This window comes from Geodermatophilus sabuli, from assembly GCF_900215145.1.
Taxonomy (GTDB): Bacteria; Actinomycetota; Actinomycetes; order Mycobacteriales; family Geodermatophilaceae; genus Geodermatophilus; species Geodermatophilus sabuli.
In genome coordinates, this window is record NZ_OBDO01000010.1 from 41,254 (window position 1) to 59,129 (window position 17,876).

Below are 17,876 nucleotides of genomic sequence, written 5' to 3' on the forward strand. Positions count from 1 at the left end.
CTGCCCTCAGCGGGTCACAACTGCGCGAGGAGCACGTCGGCGGCCCGGAAGGGGTCGGTCTCCCCCGCGACCACCGCCTCGGCCAGAGCCCCGAGCGCCACGGAGCCCCGCACCTCGCCCATCCGCTCGCGCAGGCCGGCCAGGGCGATCGCCTCGATCTCGCGGGCCGCCCGCTCCACCCGCCGGCGGGCGCGTTCCCCCGACGAGTCCAGCCAGCGGCGGTGCTCGTCGATCGCCTCGACCAGAGCCGCGACGCCCTCGCCGCCACCCCGGGTGGCGACCGTGCGGCAGACCGGCGGCCGCCAGGCGCCGTCGCGGCGCTCGCCCAGCGTGAGCATCGCGCGCAGGTCGCGCACCGTCTGGTCGGCGCCGTCCCGGTCGGCCTTGTTGACGACGAGGACGTCGGCGACCTCGAGGATCCCGGCCTTCGCCGCCTGGATCCCGTCGCCCATGCCGGGCGCCAGCAGCACCAGCGTCGTGTCGGCGAGGGAGGCGATCTCCAGTTCGGACTGCCCGACGCCGACGGTCTCGACCAGCACCACGTCGCACCCGGCGGCGTCGAGGACGCGCAGCGCCTGCGGCGTCGCCCAGGCCAGCCCCCCGAGGTGCCCGCGGGAGGCCATGGACCGGATGTACACGCCGGCGTCGCCGGCGTGGTCCTGCATGCGCACCCGGTCGCCGAGCAGCGCGCCGCCGGAGAAGGGGGACGACGGGTCGACGGCGAGCACGCCGACCCGCTGCCCGGCCTGCCGGTAGGCGCGCACCAGCGCGGTCGTCGTCGTCGACTTGCCGACGCCGGGCGCGCCGGTCAGGCCGATCACCCGGGCTCGCACGGTGTGCGGGGCCAGCGCCGCGGCCACCTCCCGCACCGCCGGGCTGGCGTCCTCCACCAGAGAGATCAGCCGCGCCACGGCGCGGGCCTCGCCGGCCCGCGCGCGGGCGACGAGATCGGGGAGGTCGACCGTCCGCCGTCCCCGGCGGGCGGTCGGGACCGCGGTCGGGCCGGGACCCGACCCGCTCACGCCCTGGCGGGTACGTGCAGGACGAGCGCGTCGCCCTGCCCACCGCCGCCGCACAGCGCCGCGGCACCGACGCCGCCGCCGCGGCGGCCGAGCTCGAGCGCCAGGTGCAGCACGATGCGCGCCCCGCTCATCCCGATCGGGTGCCCCAGCGCGATCGCGCCGCCGTTGGGGTTGACCTTCTCCGGCTCGATGCCCAGCTCGCGGGTGGAGACGATGCCGACCGCGGCGAAGGCCTCGTTGAGCTCGACCAGGTCCAGGTCGGCCGGGTCGATGCCCTCCCGGGCGCAGGCCTTGGCGATGGCCCGCGACGGCTGGCTCTGCAGGCTGGCGTCCGGGCCGGCGACGACGCCGTGCGCGCCGATCTCCGCGATCGGCGTGAGCCCCAGCTCGGCGGCCTTGGCCGCGCTCATGACCACGACCGCGCAGGCGCCGTCGGAGATCTGCGAGGCCGACCCGGCGGTGATCGTGCCGTCCTTGGCGAAGGCCGGCTTGAGCTTGGACAGGCTGTCGGCGGTGGTGTCGGGGCGGATGCCCTCGTCGTCGCGGAACTCGATCGGGTCGCCCTTGCGCTGCGGGATCAGCACGGGGGTGATCTCGTCGTCGAACAGGCCGTTCTTGGCCGCCGCGGCGGCCTTCTGGTGGCTGGCGGCGGCGAAGGCGTCCTGCTCCTCGCGGGTCAGCTCGTAGCGGTCGTTGGCCTTCTCGGTCAGCTCCCCCATCGCGACCTGGTCGAAGGTGTCCGACAGGCCGTCGTGGGCCATCGAGTCGACCAGCTTCGTGTCGCCGTACTTGGTGCCGGTGCGGGAGTTGGCCAGCAGGTGCGGGGCCTGGGTCATCGACTCCATGCCGCCGGCGACGACGACGTCGAACTCCCCGGCCCGGATCAGCTGGTCGGCCAGCGCGATCGCGTCGATGCCCGACAGGCACACCTTGTTGAGGGTGAACGACGGCACCGACATGGGGATGCCGGCGGCCACGGCCGCGGGACGGGCCGGGTTCTGGCCGGCGCCGGCCTGCAGCACCTGGCCCATGATCACGTAGTCGACCTGGTCGCCGGAGATGCCGGCGCGCTCCAGGGCGGCCTTGATCGCAACGCCGCCGAGGTCGGCGGCGGAGAAGTCCTTGAGCGAGCCGAGCAGCCGACCCATCGGGGTGCGGGCGCCGCTGACGATGACCGAACGGGGCATGGGGGCCTCCAGTGCCGGGCCGCGACGGCGGCCGGGGTGCTCAGAGCGGGCCGCGCGGACGGCGCGGCTTCGTGCTTCCCCCGAGGATAGGACGGCGGAGCCACCGAGCGGCCGCCTCGACGCCGGACGTGACCCGCGTCACCCCGAGCTGTCGTCCCAGACGTCTGTTCGGGAGGATGCCGCCGTGACCACTGACTCACCCACCGGCCTCCCCGCCGACCTGCTCACCACCATCGACCACGTGGGCATCGCCGTCCCGGACCTGCGCGAGGCGATCGCCTTCTACGAGCTGGCCTTCGGCATCACGTCCGTGCACGAGGAGGTGAACGAGGAGCAGGGCGTCCACGAGGCGATGCTCGCCGTCGGTGACGGGGAGACGCGCATCCAGCTCCTGGCACCCCTGACCCCGGAGTCGACGATCGCGAAGTTCATCGGCCGCTCCGGCCCCGGACTGCAGCAGCTGGCCTTCCGGGTGACCGACGTCGAGGCGGCGAGCGCGACCCTCCGGGCGCGGGGCCTGCGGCTGCTCTACGACACCCCGAAGCGGGGCACGGCCGGGAGCCGGATCAACTTCGTCCACCCCAAGGACGCCGGCGGCGTCCTCGTCGAGCTCGTCGAGCCGGCGACGGACGGCCACTGACCGTCGTGTCCTGACGGCGTGGCTACTCGCCGGTAACGTCTCGCGTCACCGCACCGCTGGCACTGCCCCACCCGCGCCGCCTCCGACCGCAGCCGACGAAGACCCGGGAGACGCACGTGTTCGAGATCAGGGACGCCATCCTCGCCGACCAGCCCGACGCCCTCGCCGGGCTGCCGGTGCCGGAGTCCTACCGCGCCGTGCTGGTGCGCAAGGACGAGCAGGACATGTTCGCGGGCCTGCCCACCAAGGACAAGGACCCCCGCAAGTCCCTGCACGTGGAGGAGGTGCCGACCCCGGAACTGGGCCCGGGCGAGGCGATCGTGGCGGTGATGGCATCGTCGGTGAACTACAACACCGTCTGGACGTCGATCTTCGAGCCGGTCTCCACCTTCGGCTTCCTCGAGCGCTACGGCCGGCTGCACGACCTCGCCCGCCGGCACGACCTGCCCTACCACGTGGTCGGCTCCGACCTGGCCGGCGTCGTCCTGCGGGTGGGTCCCGGCGTGCACAAGTGGAAGGCCGGCGACGAGGTCGTCGCGCACTGCCTGTCGGTCGAGCTGGAGGACCCGGCCGGCCACGACGACACGATGCTCGACCCGCAGCAGCGGATCTGGGGCTTCGAGACCAACTTCGGCGGCCTCGCGGAGCTGGCGCTGGTCAAGAGCAACCAGCTCATGCCCAAGCCGGCGCACCTCACCTGGGAGGAGGCCGCCGCGCCCGGGCTGGTCAACTCCACCGCCTACCGGCAGCTCGTGTCGCACAACGGCGCGGCCATGAAGCAGGGCGACGTCGTGCTGATCTGGGGCGCCTCGGGCGGGCTGGGCTCCTACGCCACCCAGATGGCGCTCAACGGCGGCGCGATCCCGGTCTGCGTCGTCTCCAGCTCGGAGAAGGCCGACATCGTCCGGAAGATGGGCGCCGAGCTGGTCATCGACCGCTCCGCCGAGCAGTACACGTTCTGGAAGGACGAGCACACCCAGGACCCCCGGGAGTGGCAGCGGCTGGGCAAGCGGATCCGCGAGCTGACCGGCGGCGACGACCCCGACATCGTCTTCGAGCACCCCGGCCGGGAGACCTTCGGCGCCAGCGTCTACGTCGCCAAGAAGGGCGGCACGATCGTCACCTGCGCCTCCACCAGCGGCTACCTGCACCAGTACGACAACCGCTACCTGTGGATGAACCTCAAGCGGGTCATCGGCAGCCACTTCGCCAACTACAAGGAGGCGTGGGAGGCCAACCGGCTCATCGACCGCGGCCTGGTCCACCCCACCCTGTCCAAGGTCTACCCGATGGAGCAGGTCGGCCAGGCCGCCTGCGACGTGAAGAACAACGCCCACCAGGGCAAGGTCGGCGTCCTCACCCTCGCACCCGAGGAGGGCCTCGGCGTCACCGACAGCGAGAAGCGGGCACGGCACCTCTCCGCGATCAACCGCTTCCGGGGCGTCTGAACGAGGCCCCTCTCCGAGCCCCTCGGGGCCCGGGGAGGGGCTCGAGCCCGCGAGGGGCTGCTCTCCCAGCCCTCTCCTGGCAGTCTGCTGGGGATCGCGGCGACACGCCGCGCCCCCTTCCGCGACTCTGCGAGGATGGACGTATGAGCGACCCCCGCCGCGACATGCTCCCCATGCGTGAGGCCCAGCACTCGTTCGACGTGGTGCTGCGGGGTTTCGACCGACACCAGGTCGCCGAGACGATCGAGCGGCTCGAGGCCGACATCCGGGTGGCGTTCGCCGACCGGGACGCCGCGATGGCCCGGTCCGCCGACCTCGCCGGCCAGCTCCAGGCCATGCACGGCGAGATCGAGTCCCTGCGCCGCAAGGCCGCGTCGTCCGGGCCGGCCACGTTCGAGAACATGAGCGAGCGCATCTCGCACATGTTGCGGCTCGCCGAGGAGGAGGCCGCCGAGATCCGGCAGGCGGCCCAGGCCGAGGCGCAGGCGCTGCGCGAGCAGACCGCCGCCGAGGAACGGGCGATGCACGAGCGGCACGCGGCCGGCCGCGCGGAGGTCGAGCGGATGATCGCCGAGGCCCGGCAGAACGCCGAGCAGATCGCCAGCAAGGCGCAGATCCGCGCCGACGAGCTGGTCAGCAAGGCGCAGGAGAAGGTCGCCCGGCTCGACGCCGAGTCCCAGGCCCGGCGGACGAAGGTCGAGGAGGACTTCGAGATCGCCCAGCGGGCCCGCCGGCACGAGGCCGCCCAGCGGGACCAGGAGCGCGACCACGCCTCGGCCGAGGCCGCCCGGCAGCGGATCGCGGCGGCCGAGCAGCACGCCGCCCGGGTGGTCGGCGAGGCCGAGGCGGCCGCGGCGGCCATCCGTGCGGTGCGCGACGAGCTGACCGGTCGGCTGACCGAGGCCCGCCGCGTGCTGGACCGGCTGCCCGACCTCGGTGACCGGCGCCCGGAGCCGACCGCGGGCCCGAAGCCGCCCGTCCCGGCGCAGGACCGCCCCTCGCCCACGCCCCGGCAGCCGCAGCCGTCCGCCGCACCGCAGCCGTCCCCCGCCCCGAAGCCGGCGGCGCAGGAGCCCGTGGGCCCGGTGACCGCCCAGCAGCCCGCGGTCCGGTCCGCCACGGCGCCGCAGCCTGCGGTGACCCGCCCGGCCGAGGCGCCACGCACGGGCACCGGCGAGGCCGCTGCGGCCCGCCAGCCCACCCGTCCCCCGGTGCAGCCGGCCACGCAGGGCCCCGCCCCGCAGGGCGCGGCGCCCCAGGAGGCGGCGAACCGAGCTCCGGCCCAGCCGTCGGAGGAGTCCCCCGGCGACGCCCCGGCGCTGTCCGCGCAGCAGACCCAGCAGCTGACCCCCGTCTCCGCCGGGGACACCGCCACCGGCGCCCCGCCGGCCGCCGGCCCGCCGACCCTGGTCCAGCCCGCGGTGAAGCCCGACCAGCCCGACAGCGACACCGGCAGCCGTCCGGTGGTCCCCGGCCGCCGCTGAGCGGCCCGCTGCGCCACGGCCCGGCGCGCGGGGTGCGGGGCCGGCCCGCCGCTCCCCGCGCCCTCGCCGTGGCGCTGCTCGTGGCGGCCGCCGTACTGGTCGGTGTCCCGGCGTCGGCGGCGGAGACGGCTCTGCTGCGCGTCGCCCACCTGTCGCCGGACACCCCGGCCGTCGACCTCGCCGTCACCCCGCTCGGTGGCGGGGACCCGCTCAGCACCCGGCCCGGGGTGGGGTACGGCGCGCTCTCCGAGTACCAGGAGGTGCCCCCGGGCGGCTACGCGGTCAGCGTCCGCGCCGTGGGCGCCGCCCCGGGCAGTCCACCGGTGTTGTCGGTGACCGTCGACGCCCCGGCCGGCGCCGCGCGCACCGTGGCGGCGGTGGGTTCGTTCGCCGGCCTCCGGCTGGTGGTCCTCGACGACGACCTCACCCCTCCCCCGACCGGGTCGGCCCGCGTCCGCGTCGTCGCCGCCGCCCGTACGCCGTCCCTGGACGTGTCCGCGGGCGCGGTCGCGGCGGCCACGGACCTGGGGTCCGGCGAGGTCGGTCCGTACGTCGCGGTGCCCGCCGGTGCCACCACGCTGCAGCTGCGGGCCGGGGAGTCCCCGGCCGAGGTGCCGGTCGAGCTGGCCGCCGGCTCCGTCTACAACCTGCTCGTGCTGGACGGGCCCGACGGCGGCCTGACCGTCCGCACCGTGCTCGACGCGGCCGGCGCCGCCGTCGTCCCCACCGGTGGGGTCGAGACCGGCGCCGGGGGGACGGCGGGCGGCTCCGCGCTCCCCGCCGTCCTGGCCGCGGCGGTGCTGGTTCCCGCGGTGCTGGCGGTGCTGCGGCTGCGGCTGCGGGCACGGACCCGGTGAGCGGAGGCCTCGCCGCGGTCCGGCGGCTGCTGGCGGCCACCGCGCTGGTCGCCGGGGCCGTCGCGCTGGTGGCCCCCGCCCCGACCGTCCCCCCGACGCGGCCGGTCCCGGTCCTCGCCGAGAGCGGCGCGGTCGCCGCCGCGGCCGCGCCGCTGCGGGTGCGCGTCCCGGCCATCGGCGTGGACAGCCCGCTGGCCCGCCTCGGGGTGGACGCCACGGGGGCGCTGGTCCCGCCGGCCGAGTACGACCGGGCCGGGTGGTTCACCGGCAGTCCGGCACCCGGCGACGTCGGCCCGGCGGTGGTCGCCGGACACCTGGACTCCCGGGCCGGCCCGGCCGTCTTCTGGCGACTGCGGGAGCTCGCCGCCGGGGACGAGGTGCTGGTCGACCGCGGCGACGGGACGACGGTCCGCTTCGTGGTGACCGCGGTGGCGACGTACCCCAAGGAGCAGTTCCCGACGGCGGCGGTCTACGGCCCCACCCCACGCGCGGAGCTGCGCCTGGTCACCTGCGGCGGGGAGTTCGACCGCTCGGCGCGCAGCTACGCCGACAACGTGGTGGTGACGGCCGTCCTCGCCCTGCCGTGACCGAGCCGGCTAGCGGCGCCGCTCGCGCGCCCGCCAGCAGGCGGTGTGCCAGTGCCGGCGGCGGTCGGCCGCCGACCCGGTGTCCCACGGCTCGAGGTCGGAGTCGCGGGCGTAGGCCGGCCACGTCACCACGTGCGGCACCCCCGGGCGGATCTCCTGGTCGCAGCCGGGGCACCGGTAGGTCTTGCCGGTCGCCGACCCGGTGACCGCCCGTACCACCCAGTCGCCGTCGGAGGCCTCCTCGACGGGGTCGGGACGGCGGAGCAGGTCGCGGCCTGCCGGTCGCGACCTGCTCCGTCCGGTGCGGCGGGGCACGGGAGCTCAGCGGCGCGCGTGGTCCCGGAACCCGCGGCCGGTCTTGCGGCCGACGTAGCCGGCGGTGACCAGGTGCTCCAGCAGCGGGGCGGGGGCGAAGCCGGGCTCGCGGAACTCGACGTAGAGCTCCCGCTCGATGGCCAGGGCGACGTCCAGGCCCACGACGTCGAGCAGCTCGAACGGGCCCATGGGGTAGCCGCAGCCCACCTTCATCGCGGCGTCGATGTCGTCGGCGGTCGCGTAGTGCGCCTCCAGCATCCGCACCGCGTCGTTGAGATACGGGAACAGCAGCGCGTTCACGATGAACCCCGCGCGGTCGGTGCACGCCACCGGGTGCTTGCCCAGCTGCCGCGACACCGCGTGCGCCGTGGCCGCGACGTCCGGTGCGGTGGCGATGGTGGAGACCACCTCGACCAGCTTCATGACCGGGGCAGGGTTGAAGAAGTGCAGCCCGACGACGTCGGCCGGGCGGCCGCTGGCCTGGGCGCAGTCGATGACCGGGAGGCTGGAGGTCGTGGTGGCCAGCACGGCGCCGGGCTTGCAGATCTCACCGAGGTTGGCGAACAGCGCGTGCTTGACGCCGAGGTGCTCCACCACGGCCTCGATGACCAGGTCGACGTCGGCGAGGTCGTCCAGCGAGGCGCTGCCGGTGACCCGGCCGAGGGCCTCGTCGCGGGCGGCCTCGTCCAGCCGGCCGCGGACGACCTGCTTGTCCAGCGACCGGGTCAGCGCGCTCTGCACCGCCTCGACCTTGTCGAGGGTGCGGGCGACGAAGGCGACCTCGTAGCCGCTCTTGGCCGCGACCTCGATGATCCCGGTCGCCATGGTGCCCGAGCCGACGACGCCGATCCGGCGCACCGGCCGGGCGCCCTCGGCGGCGGCGTCGCCGGCCGGGGTGAGGGCGTCGGGGACGACCTCGGCGGAGTCGCGGTCGGCGTAGGTGTAGAAGCCGCGGCCGGACTTCCGGCCGAGCAGGCCCGCGGTCATCATCTGCTTGATGATCGGGGTGGGCGCGTGCAGCCGGTTGCGCGACTGCTTGTACATCGTGTCGAGGATCTCGTAGGCGGTGTCGATGCCGATGAGGTCCATCAGGGCCAGCGGGCCCATCGGCAGGCCGCACCCCAGGCGCATGGCCGCGTCGATGTCCTCGCGGCTGGCGTAGTGGTTCTCGTACATCGAGACCGCGTGGTTGAGGTAGCCGAACAGCAGCGCGTTGGCGATGAACCCGGCCTTGTCGCCGATCGTCACGTCGACCTTGCCCAGCCGCGCGGCCAGCGCCTCGACGTCCTCCACCACCGACGGCTCGGTGACGACGGTCCGCACCACCTCGACCAGCTTCATGACCGGGGCCGGGTTGAAGAAGTGCATGCCGATGACCTTGCTCGGCCGCCCGGTGGCCACCGAGATCTCGGTGACCGACAGGCTGGAGGTGTTGGTCGCCAGGATGGTGTCCGGCGGGCAGATCTTGTCCAGCCTGCCGAAGATGTCGCACTTGAGCTCCAAGCGCTCCGGCACGGCCTCGACCACCAGCTCCGTGTGCGCGAGGTCCTCCAGCGAGGTGCTGAACCGGATCCGCTCCAGGATGGCGTCGCGGTCGGCGGGGTCGAGCTTCCCGCGCTGCACGGCACGCCCGGTGGAGTGCGCCAGGTGCTCACGGCCGCGGGCCACCGCCACGTCGTCGACGTCCACGGCGGTCACCGACAGTCCCGCCCGGGCGAGCACCTCGGCGATGCCGGCACCCATGGTGCCCAGCCCCACGACGCCGACCTCGGTCAGTTCTCTGGCCACGCTGCCATCCCCTCTGCCGTCCGGTGATCGCAGGCAGTCTCCCACCCGGACCCTCGGGGACACGGCCCCGTCCACGGCAGCCCCGCGAGCCCGGTCGCGGTGGGGACGGGGCCCTGCGTTCAGAACAGTCGCTCGGAGGGGTCGTCGGTGCCCTTGAGGACGGCGTAGTCGACGGTGAGGCAGTCGATGCCGCGGTCACCGGCGAGCACCCGCGCCTGCGGCTTGATCTCCTGCGCGGCGAACACCCCGCGGACCGGCGCGAGCAGCGGGTCGCGGTTGAGCAGCTCCAGGTAGCGGGTGAGCTGCTCGACGCCGTCGATCTCGCCGCGCCGCTTCACCTCGACCGCGACGGTGGCGCCGTCGGCGTCCCGGCACAGCAGGTCCACCGGGCCGATCGCGGTGGGGTACTCGCGACGCACCAGCGACCACCCGGCCCCGAAGGTCTCCACGTGCAGGGCGAGCAGCCGCTGCAGCTCCGCCTCCACGCCGTCCTTCTGCAGGCCCGGGTCGATGCCGAGCTCGTGCGAGGAGTCGTGCTCGACGGACTCGATGGTGATGACCAGCTGCTCGCCGGCCTTGTTGGTGACCGTCCAGGTGCCCTGCCCGTCGACCAGCTCGTCCTTGAGGGAGCAGGGCGGGCTCATCCAGTTCAGCGGCTTGTAGGCGCGGTCGTCGGCGTGGACCGACACCGAGCCGTCGGACTTCACCAGCAAGAGGCGGGGCGCCATCGGCAGGTGGGCGGTGAGCCGCCCGATGTAGTCCACGGAGCAGCGGGCGATGACCAGGCGCACGGGGTCCGACGGTACCGGTCCGGCAACGACCGGCCGCCGGACCGGGGCGGGCGGGCCTCCGGACGGCATCCTGGCGGGCGTGACCAGCGCCCTGCGCCCCGCCGCCCTGGCCCTGCTCCTCCTGCTGTGCGCGTGCGCCCAGCGCGGGGGCGACGCCGGCGCCCCCCGGGCCCCGGCCCCCGGCGACCCGGGCCGGCCGGTGCTGCTGATCGAGCACGTCGGCGGGTTCGTGACGCCGGAGATGCTGGCGTCACGGCTGCCGCTGGTCGGCGTCTACGCCGACGGGCGGGTCATCGCCCAGGGCCCGGTGCCGGCGATCTACCCGGGGCCGGCTCTGCCGAACCTGCAGGTGTGGCAGCTCGACGCAGACGGCGTGCGGACCGTGGTCGACCGTGCCGTCGCCGCCGGGGTGACCGACACCGGCGACCTGGGCAGCCCCCCGCTCGCGGACGCGCCGGCCACCCGCTTCACGCTGGTCACCGAGGAGGGGACGTCGGTGCGTGAGGTGCAGTCCCTGCTCGAGCTGCCCGACGACGGCGGCCTGACTCCGGAGCAGCGCGCCGTCCGCGGGGAGCTGATGGGCCTGATCGACGTCCTCGGCTCACCGGACGCCTCGCTCCGCGCCGCCGGGCCGGTGTCCTACCGGCCGTCGGCGGTCGCCGCGGTGGTCGCGGAGTACGCGGCGGCCCCGGAGCCCGAGCTCGTCCAGCCGGACTCCCCCTGGCCCGGGCCGGCACTGCCGGGGGAGCCGCTGGAGGAGCGCCTCGGGCTCTCCTGCGTGGTGGCCCGCGGCGCGGACGCCGACGCCGTCCTCGACGCCGCCGGCCGGGCGAACGCCCTCACCCCGTGGCTGGCCGCCGACGGCAGCCGCTGGGCCCTCACCCTGCGCCCGCTGCTGCCGCACGAGAGCGGCTGCGGCGACCTCCGGGGGCAGTGACGCCGCCGGCCCGGCCCTCCGCGGGGAGGACCGGGCCGGTCGTGTCGGTTTCCGCGGAAACCGACGGGATCACACCGTGGCGGGCTCCCGCAGGTCGGCGTCCACCCCGCCGCGCTCGTCGACGCGGGCCAGCGGGTCGATCGTCGACGTCGACCGGTAGCGCTCGACGTCGAGGATGCCCTCGCGCTTGGCGACGACGGTCGGCACGAGCGCCTGCCCGGCCACGTTCACCGCGGTGCGGCCCATGTCGAGGATCGGGTCGATCGCCAGCAGCAGGCCGACGCCGGCCAGCGGTAGGCCCAGCGTGGAGAGGGTCAGCGTCAGCATGACGACCGCGCCGGTGACCCCGGCGGTGGCCGCCGAGCCGATGACCGAGACCAGCGCGATCAGCAGGTAGTCGGTGATCGACAGGTCCACCCCGAAGAACTGGGCCACGAAGATCGCCGCCAGCGCCGGGTAGATCGCCGCGCAGCCGTCCATCTTCGTCGTCGCGCCCAGCGGGACGGCGAAGGAGGCGTAGGACCGCGGGACACCCAGGTTCTGCTCGGTCACCCGCTCGGTCACCGGCAGGGTGCCGATCGAGGACCGCGACACGAACGCCAGCTGGATGGCCGGCCAGGCGCCGGCGAAGTAGCGCAGCGGCGAGAGCCCGTGCAGCCGCAGCAGCACCGGGTAGACGACGAACAGCACCAGCGCGAGGCCGGCGTAGACGGCACCGGCGAACACCCCGAGCGAGCCGAGGGACTCCCAGCCGTAGCTGGCGACGGCGTTGCCGATCAGGCCGACGGTGCCCAGCGGGGCCAGCAGGATGACCCACCACAGCACCTTCTGGACGATCGCCAGCGCGGAACGGACGAAGCCGAGAAAGGGCTCGGCCGGCTCGCCGACCTTGAGCGCGGCGACGCCGACGGCCACGGCGATGACGATCAGCTGCAGGACGTTGAACGACAGGCTGCCGTCCGCCGAGCCCTCCAGGCCGAGGATGTTGCCGGGCACGAGGCCGGTGAGGAAGTCGAACCAGGAGCCGGTGCTCTCGGGCACCTCCTGGGCGGCGGCGTCGACGGAACTGTTGCGGCCGGGCTCGGTGAGCAGGCCGAGGCCGATCCCGATCGCGACGGCGATCAGCGCCGTGATCGCGAACCACAGCAGGGTCTGGCCGGCCAGGCGGGCGGCGTTGGAGACCTGCTTGAGGTTGGCGATGCTGACGATCACCGCGGTGACGACCAGCGGCGGGACGAGTGCCTTCAGCAGCGTCACGAAGGTGCCGCCGATGGTCTGGAGGGTGCTGGTCAGCCAGTTGGGGGTGCCGTCGGCGACGGGACCCATCTCGCGGGCGACCAGCCCGAGGACGACGCCCAGCACGAGGGCGAGGAGCACCTGCGCCGCGAACGGGACGCGGCGGAGACGAGCGAGCACGATGAGGTGCCTTCCGGAGATCGGGGCGGGAGGGGGCGGACCGGGCGCGGGCAGCGCTCAGCGGTCGGCGGTCACGCGCCCGAAGTCGACGGTGCGGCGGCGCGTCAGGCCCCACAGGTTATGCACGCCAGGGTCAATGCCGCGACGACGTCGTCCCATCCCGGTGTGGGCGGACTCACGCCCGCCCCCGGAACTGCTCAGTCCGGCCAGACCGGCCGGCGCTTCTCCAGGAAGGAGGTCATGCCCTCGACGGCGCCGGGCAGCTGGCTGGCCGAGGCCATGACCTCCACGGCGGTGGCGTAGGCGTCCCGCTCCGGCCGGTCCAGCTGGGCGTACATCGTCTGCTTGCCCCACGCCTTGCTCGCCCGCGACCCACGGGTGGCCCGGCTCATCAGGTCGGCGACGGCGACGTCGAGCTCGTCGTCGGGCACCACCCGGTTGACCAGACCCCAGTCCAGCGCCGTCCGGGCGTCGATGACGTCGCCGGTGAGGGCCAGCTCCATGGCTCGCTTGCGGCCCACGTTGCGGGCGATCGCCACCATCGGCGTGTGGCAGAACCAGCCACCCTTCCCCCCGGGGGCGGCGAAGCCGGCCGACTCGGCGGCGACGGCCAGATCGCAGGAGGCGACCAGCTGGCAGCCGGCCGCGGTGGCGAGGGCGTGCACCCGCGCGAGGACGACCTGCGGCACGCCCTGGATGGTCTGCATGAGCTCGGTGCACAGCTGCAGCAGGCTGCGCACCTCGGTCACCGGCCGGCCGGCGACGTCGGCGAAGTCGTGGCCGGCGCTGAACACCGGCCCCTCGGCGGCCAGCACGATGCCGGCCGCATCGCTCTCCCCCGCCTCGGTGACCGCGGCCAGCAGCTGGCCGAGGTGTTCCCGGGAGAGCGCGTTGCGCTTGGCCGGCCGGCACATCGTGATGGTGACGACGTCGCCGTCACGGGCGACCCGGGGCGCACCCTCAGCAGTCATGCCCCGACGCTAGCGGGCCGGTGCCGACGGTGCCGCCGGTGCCGCCCCGCGCAGGCGCCCGCGGCCGGCGTCCTTGGCCGCGTACATCGCCCGGTCGGCGTCCTGCAGCACGTCCTCGAACGGCGTCCCGGGCGCGGCCATCGCCAGCCCGATGCTGGCCGAGACCCGCACGGTGCGGCGTCCCACCTGCACCTCGTCCACCAGCGCGGTGACCAGGCGCCGGCCGATCGCCTCGGCCGTCTGCCGGTCCAGGCCGGGCAGGACCGCGGCGAACTCATCGCCGCCGAGCCGGCCCACCACCACCCCCGGTACGTCGTCGAGGTGGACCCGCAGCCGCTCGGCGAGCCGGACGAGCAACTGGTCCCCCACAGCGTGGCCGCCGCGGTCGTTGACCTCCTTGAAGCGGTCGACGTCGACGAACAGCACGGCGCCGCCACCGGCGAGCGCCATCCGCCCCGCCTCGAGGAGGTGGCCGCGGTTGGCCAGCCCGGTCAGCGCGTCCTGCCGCGCGACCCGGGTCATCGTCCGGCGCCACCCGTCGGCGTCGGTGGCGACCGTCGTCAGCCGGTCCACGGTGTCGGTCAGGAGCCGCTGCTGGTCGGCGTCGGCGTCCGGGGACAGCTCGCGCACCGCGGTCGCGAGCAGGTCGAGGACCTCCGCGAGCGGCGCGCCCGTGGCGACGGCCTCGAGCACCCGTCCCTGCGTGGCGAGCAGCCGGGTGTCCCACCGGTGCGCCGCCACCTGGCGACGCAGGGACAGCACGCTGCGCACGAGCCGGACCTGGATCTGCAGGACGTCGAGGCCGTCCACGGGGAAGGAACGGACGTCGTCGTCGAAGACGCCGAGCGAGCCGAGCACGAAGCCGTCCGCGTCGATCAGGGGGACGCCGAGGTAGGAGCGGATGGCACCGGCCGCCACCGCCGGGTTGTCGGCGAACACGGGGTGCGCGAGCGCGTCCGGCACCTCCAGCGGCTCGCGCGTGGCGACCACGTACGCGCAGAACGACAGCTCGTCCGGGACGTTCGAGAACGGGGCGCCGACGCCGATCTCCGCGGGGAAGCACTGCAGGTCCGGTCCCACGAGGTTGATCACCGCGATGGGCGCGTCGAGCGCACGGGCCAGGTAGGCGACGACCGCGTCGAGATCGGCGTCGCCGGCGTGGCCGCCCAGCCGGTAGCTGGCGAGGGCGGACAGCCGCGCGGGGTCGGCGACGGCGAGACGAGGGCTCAGCACGCGCGGCACGGTAGCGGGTGTCGGTCACGAATCGTGGTCACCGCGGTACCGCTGGTCTCGGAAGTCGGGTGGGGACGGGTCCGGGGCATGATCCCGGCATGGACCCCGTGCGTTTCGGACTGGTCGGGTACGGCTTCGGCGGCCGGTACTTCCACGCACCGCTGCTGGCCGCGGCCCCCGAGTGCGACCTGCTGGGGGTGGTCACCACCTCGCCCGAGCGGCGCGCGCAAGTGGCCGCCGAGCACCCGGGCGTGCGCGCGTTCGCCTCGCTCGAAGACCTCGCGGCGGCCGGTGCCGAGGCGGTCGCCATCTCCACCCCGGCCGACACCCACACCCCGCTGACCGAGCAGGCCCTGCGGCTGGGGCTGGCCGTGGTATGCGACAAGCCATTCGCGCTCGACGCGGCGTCCGCCGGCCGGTCGGTGCACCTGGCCGAGGAGCGGGGCCTGCCCCTGGCGCCGTACCAGAACCGCCGCTGGGACTCCGACTTCCGCACCGTCCGCGCCCTGGTCGACACCGGCCGGCTGGGCACCGTCACCCGCTTCGAGTCGCGCTTCGAGCGGTTCACCCCGGAACCGGGGCCGCCCGCCTCGGGCGGTGGCACGCTGCTGGACTTCGGCAGCCACCTCGTCGACCAGGCCCTGGTGCTGCTCGGGCCGGTGACGAGCGTCTACGCCGAGTGGCGGCTGCGCGCCGGCGGCCTGGACGACGACGTCTTCGTCGCCCTCACCCACGCCGACGGCGCGCGCTCCCACCTGGCGGGCAGCTGGAGCGAGGGCGCGCCGGGTCTGCGGTTCCGCGTCACCGGGACCGAGGGCAGCTACGTCGTCGACGGCCCGATGGACGGGCAGGAGGCCGTGCTGCTGGCCGGGCAGACGCCGGCGAGCCGCGACGACTGGGGTGCCGAGCCTCCGGAGCGCTGGGGTCGACTGCGCCGGGGGGACGTCGGCGAGACCGTGCCCACCGAGCGCGGGCGCTGGGACACCTTCTACCCGGCCTTCGCCGCCGCCGTCCGGGGGCGGGGCCCGGTGCCGGTCGACCCGCGCGACGCCGTCGCCACCGCCACCGTGCTGGACGCCGCCCGCCGCAGCGCCACCGAGGGCGTCGTCGTCGAGCTGTAGCGGAGGCCGGGGGCGCAGGTTCCGTGCGCTCTCAGCCTCCGCTCCCGCCGGCGTCGAGGCCGTTCGCGGCGCGGACCACGTCGACGACCTGGCTCATGATCTCGGTCAGGCCGAAGTCTTTGGGCGTGAAGACGCGGGCCACCCCCTGCTCCCGCAGCCGCCGCGCGTCGCTGTCGGGCACGATCCCGCCGACCACGACCGGGACGTCGTCCAGGCCGGCCTCCCGAAGGCCGGCCAGCACCGCGGGGACGACCTGCAGGTGCGAGCCGGAGAGCACCGACAGGCCCACCACGTGCACGTCCTCCTCGACCGCCGCGGAGACGATCTGCGCCGGGGTGAGCCGGATGCCCTGGTAGACCACCTCGAAGCCGGCGTCCCGCGCGCGGACGGCGATCTGCTCGGCGCCGTTGGAGTGCCCGTCGAGCCCCGGCTTGCCGACGAGGAAGCGCAACCGGCCGCCCAGCTCCGCACCCGTCGCGCGGACCCGCTCGCGAACCCCGGTCAGCGTCGCGTCCGCCGTCCCCGCGGAGGCCGCGGCCACGCCGGTGGGCGCCCGGTACTCACCGAACACCTCACGCAGCACCCCGGCCCACTCCCCCGTCGTGACGCCGGCGCGGGCGCAGTCGAGGGTGGCCGGCACGAGGTTGACGTCGCTACCGGCCGCCGCGCGCAGCGCGTCGAGCGCGCGGCGCACCGGCTCGGGGTCGCGGGCCGCGCGCCACCGCTGCACCGACGCGCAGGCCGCGGCCTCCACGGCCGGGTCGACGGTCTGGATGGCGGTGTCGAGGTCGGCCAGCAGCGGGTTGGGCTCGGTGCCCTCGAACCGGTTGACCCCGACCACGACGTCCTCGCCGCTCTCGATCCGCCGTCGCCGCTCGGCCAGCGAGGCGACCAGCCGCCCCTTCATGTAGCCGGACTCGACGGCCGCGACCGCCCCGCCCAGCTCCGCGACGCGGGCCATCTCCTCCCGCGCGCCCTCGACGAGGTCGGCGACCTTCCGCTCGACGACGACCGACCCGGTGAACAGGTCCTCGTACTCCAGGAGGTCGGTCTCGTAGGCGAGCACCTGCTGAAGCCGCAACGACCACTGCTGGTCCCACGGCCGCGGCAGGCCGAGGGCCTCGTTCCACGCCGGCAGCTGGACGGCGCGGGCCCGGGCGTCGCGGGAGAGGGTCACCGCCAGCATCTCCAGCACGATCCGCTGCACGTTGTTCTCCGGCTGGGCCTCGGTCAGGCCGAGGGAGTTGACCTGGACCCCGTAGCGGAAGCGGCGGTGCCTGGAGTCTCGGACGCCGTACCGCTGGAGGGTCAGCTCGTCCCAGAGCTGGGTGAAGGCGCGCAGCTTGCACATCTCCTCGACGAAGCGCATGCCCGCGTTGACGAAGAAGGAGATGCGCGCGACCACCTCGCCGAAGCGGTCGGGCGGCACCTGCCCCGAGTCGCGCACCGAGTCCAGGACGGCGATCGCGGTGCTCATCGCGTAGGCGATCTCCTGCACCGGCGTCGCCCCGGCCTCCTGCAGGTGGTAGCTGCAGATGTTGACCGGGTTCCACCGCGGCATCGCCGAGACGGTGTAGGCCACCATGTCGGTGGTCAGCCGCATGCTCGGCCCGGGCGGGAAGACGTACGTCCCGCGCGACAGGTACTCCTTGATGATGTCGTTCTGCGTCGTCCCGGCGAGCTCCGCGACGTCGTGCCCGTGCTCCTCGGCGACTGCCTGGTAGAGCGCCAGCAGCCACATCGCCGTGGCGTTGATCGTCATCGAGGTGTTCATCTCGTCGAGCGGGATGCTGTCGAACAGCGCCCGCATGTCCCCGATGTGCGTGACCGGGACACCCACCTTGCCGACCTCGCCGACCGCGAGCTCGTCGTCGGGGTCGTAGCCGGTCTGCGTCGGCAGGTCGAACGCCACCGACAGGCCGGTCTGCCCCTTGGCGAGGTTCCGCCGGTACAGGGCGTTGGACTCGGCCGGCGAGGAGTGGCCGGCGTAGGTGCGCATGACCCAGGGGCGGTCACGCTCCTCCGGCGTGCGCGGGAACGGCATGCCAGCGGAGTGTAAGGGGGTTACCAATGAGTAGG

At 74.7% G+C, this 17,876-nt stretch carries 16 protein-coding genes; 7 read left to right on the forward strand and 9 right to left on the reverse strand.

What is annotated here, in order from left to right; genetic code table 11:
- Window positions 1–14 precede the first annotated feature (14 nt).
- Together meaB and CRP39_RS20235 are read right to left on the reverse strand one after the other, a co-directional pair.
- On the reverse strand, window positions 15–1,022 hold the full coding sequence (meaB, locus tag CRP39_RS20230; protein ID WP_097208199.1) for a methylmalonyl Co-A mutase-associated GTPase MeaB: 1,008 nt from the start codon (window positions 1,020–1,022) through the stop codon (window positions 15–17).
- Window positions 1,019–2,209 carry an acetyl-CoA C-acetyltransferase gene (locus CRP39_RS20235; protein WP_097208200.1) on the reverse strand — a complete coding sequence of 397 codons (1,191 nt, stop codon included), beginning with the start codon at window positions 2,207–2,209 and terminating at the stop codon, window positions 1,019–1,021. Before CRP39_RS20235 ends, meaB begins: the two co-directional genes overlap by 4 nt.
- 184 nt (window positions 2,210–2,393) lie before the next feature.
- Here CRP39_RS20235 and mce point away from each other — a divergent pair, with 184 nt between their 5' ends.
- The 5 genes from mce to CRP39_RS20260 all read left to right on the forward strand — a co-directional run bounded on the left by mce (window position 2,394) and on the right by CRP39_RS20260 (window position 7,225).
- The gene (gene mce / locus CRP39_RS20240; RefSeq protein ID WP_097208201.1) at window positions 2,394–2,849 is read left to right on the forward strand and encodes a methylmalonyl-CoA epimerase; all 456 of its coding nucleotides are present in this window, start codon (window positions 2,394–2,396) and stop codon (window positions 2,847–2,849) included.
- Window positions 2,850–2,965: 116 nt separating this feature from the next.
- On the forward strand, window positions 2,966–4,297 hold the full coding sequence (gene ccrA / locus CRP39_RS20245) for a crotonyl-CoA carboxylase/reductase (protein WP_097208202.1): 1,332 nt from the start codon (window positions 2,966–2,968) through the stop codon (window positions 4,295–4,297).
- Window positions 4,298–4,440: 143 nt separating this feature from the next.
- Complete coding sequence (locus tag CRP39_RS20250; protein WP_097208203.1) at window positions 4,441–5,781, forward strand: hypothetical protein; 1,341 nt, start codon at window positions 4,441–4,443, stop codon at window positions 5,779–5,781.
- A 32-nt stretch (window positions 5,782–5,813) separates the two neighbouring features.
- Entirely contained in the window at window positions 5,814–6,638 is an 825-nt protein-coding gene (locus tag CRP39_RS20255) for a DUF4397 domain-containing protein (protein WP_245853992.1), read from the forward strand.
- Window positions 6,635–7,225 (forward strand): class F sortase, encoded by a 591-nt coding sequence (locus tag CRP39_RS20260; protein ID WP_097208205.1) that lies wholly within the window; start codon window positions 6,635–6,637, stop codon window positions 7,223–7,225. Before CRP39_RS20255 ends, CRP39_RS20260 begins: the two co-directional genes overlap by 4 nt.
- 9 nt (window positions 7,226–7,234) lie before the next feature.
- Here the strand turns inward: CRP39_RS20260 and CRP39_RS20265 are convergent, their stop codons facing one another.
- The 3 genes from CRP39_RS20265 to nucS all read right to left on the reverse strand — a co-directional run bounded on the left by CRP39_RS20265 (window position 7,235) and on the right by nucS (window position 10,119).
- On the reverse strand, window positions 7,235–7,540 hold the full coding sequence (locus CRP39_RS20265; protein WP_097208206.1) for a hypothetical protein: 306 nt from the start codon (window positions 7,538–7,540) through the stop codon (window positions 7,235–7,237).
- 6 nt (window positions 7,541–7,546) lie between these two features.
- A complete protein-coding gene (locus tag CRP39_RS20270; RefSeq protein ID WP_097208207.1) occupies window positions 7,547–9,328 on the reverse strand; it encodes a 3-hydroxyacyl-CoA dehydrogenase family protein in 1,782 nt (593 codons plus the stop codon).
- A gap of 119 nt (window positions 9,329–9,447) precedes the next feature.
- Window positions 9,448–10,119, reverse strand: coding sequence for an endonuclease NucS (nucS, locus tag CRP39_RS20275; protein WP_097208208.1), 672 nt, complete (start codon window positions 10,117–10,119; stop codon window positions 9,448–9,450).
- Window positions 10,120–10,198: 79 nt separating this feature from the next.
- Between nucS and CRP39_RS20280 the strand changes: the two genes are divergently transcribed.
- The gene (locus CRP39_RS20280) at window positions 10,199–11,056 is read left to right on the forward strand and encodes a hypothetical protein (RefSeq protein ID WP_216359837.1); all 858 of its coding nucleotides are present in this window, start codon (window positions 10,199–10,201) and stop codon (window positions 11,054–11,056) included.
- A gap of 69 nt (window positions 11,057–11,125) precedes the next feature.
- Here CRP39_RS20280 and CRP39_RS20285 read toward each other — a convergent pair whose 3' ends face one another.
- The 3 genes from CRP39_RS20285 to CRP39_RS28145 form a co-directional block, all read right to left on the reverse strand.
- Entirely contained in the window at window positions 11,126–12,472 is a 1,347-nt protein-coding gene (locus CRP39_RS20285) for a dicarboxylate/amino acid:cation symporter (protein ID WP_097208209.1), read from the reverse strand.
- A gap of 197 nt (window positions 12,473–12,669) precedes the next feature.
- On the reverse strand, window positions 12,670–13,443 hold the full coding sequence (locus tag CRP39_RS20290; RefSeq protein ID WP_097208210.1) for an enoyl-CoA hydratase-related protein: 774 nt from the start codon (window positions 13,441–13,443) through the stop codon (window positions 12,670–12,672).
- A 9-nt stretch (window positions 13,444–13,452) separates the two neighbouring features.
- Window positions 13,453–14,676, reverse strand: a complete 1,224-nt coding sequence (locus tag CRP39_RS28145; RefSeq protein WP_172442539.1) for a diguanylate cyclase domain-containing protein — start codon at window positions 14,674–14,676, stop codon at window positions 13,453–13,455.
- Between the two features lie 98 nt (window positions 14,677–14,774).
- Here CRP39_RS28145 and CRP39_RS20300 point away from each other — a divergent pair, with 98 nt between their 5' ends.
- The gene (locus CRP39_RS20300; protein ID WP_097208212.1) at window positions 14,775–15,797 is read left to right on the forward strand and encodes a Gfo/Idh/MocA family protein; all 1,023 of its coding nucleotides are present in this window, start codon (window positions 14,775–14,777) and stop codon (window positions 15,795–15,797) included.
- Window positions 15,798–15,828: 31 nt separating this feature from the next.
- On the opposite strand, the gene CRP39_RS20305 is transcribed toward CRP39_RS20300, so the two are convergent.
- A complete protein-coding gene (locus CRP39_RS20305) occupies window positions 15,829–17,841 on the reverse strand; it encodes a protein meaA (protein ID WP_097208213.1) in 2,013 nt (670 codons plus the stop codon).
- Window positions 17,842–17,876: the final 35 nt, after the last annotated feature.

What these genes read in the sequence shown, in the direction of transcription:
- CRP39_RS20300 (WP_097208212.1), top strand. Translation starts at nt 14,775, where the DNA reads ATGGACCCCGTGCGTTTCGGACTGGTCGGGTACGGCTTCGGCGGCCGG.
- CRP39_RS20250 (WP_097208203.1), top strand. Translation starts at nt 4,441, where the DNA reads ATGAGCGACCCCCGCCGCGACATGCTCCCCATGCGTGAGGCCCAGCAC.
- CRP39_RS20305 (WP_097208213.1), bottom strand. Translation starts at nt 17,841, where the DNA reads ATGCCGTTCCCGCGCACGCCGGAGGAGCGTGACCGCCCCTGGGTCATG.
- CRP39_RS20235 (WP_097208200.1), bottom strand. Translation starts at nt 2,209, where the DNA reads ATGCCCCGTTCGGTCATCGTCAGCGGCGCCCGCACCCCGATGGGTCGG.
- CRP39_RS20290 (WP_097208210.1), bottom strand. Translation starts at nt 13,443, where the DNA reads ATGACTGCTGAGGGTGCGCCCCGGGTCGCCCGTGACGGCGACGTCGTC.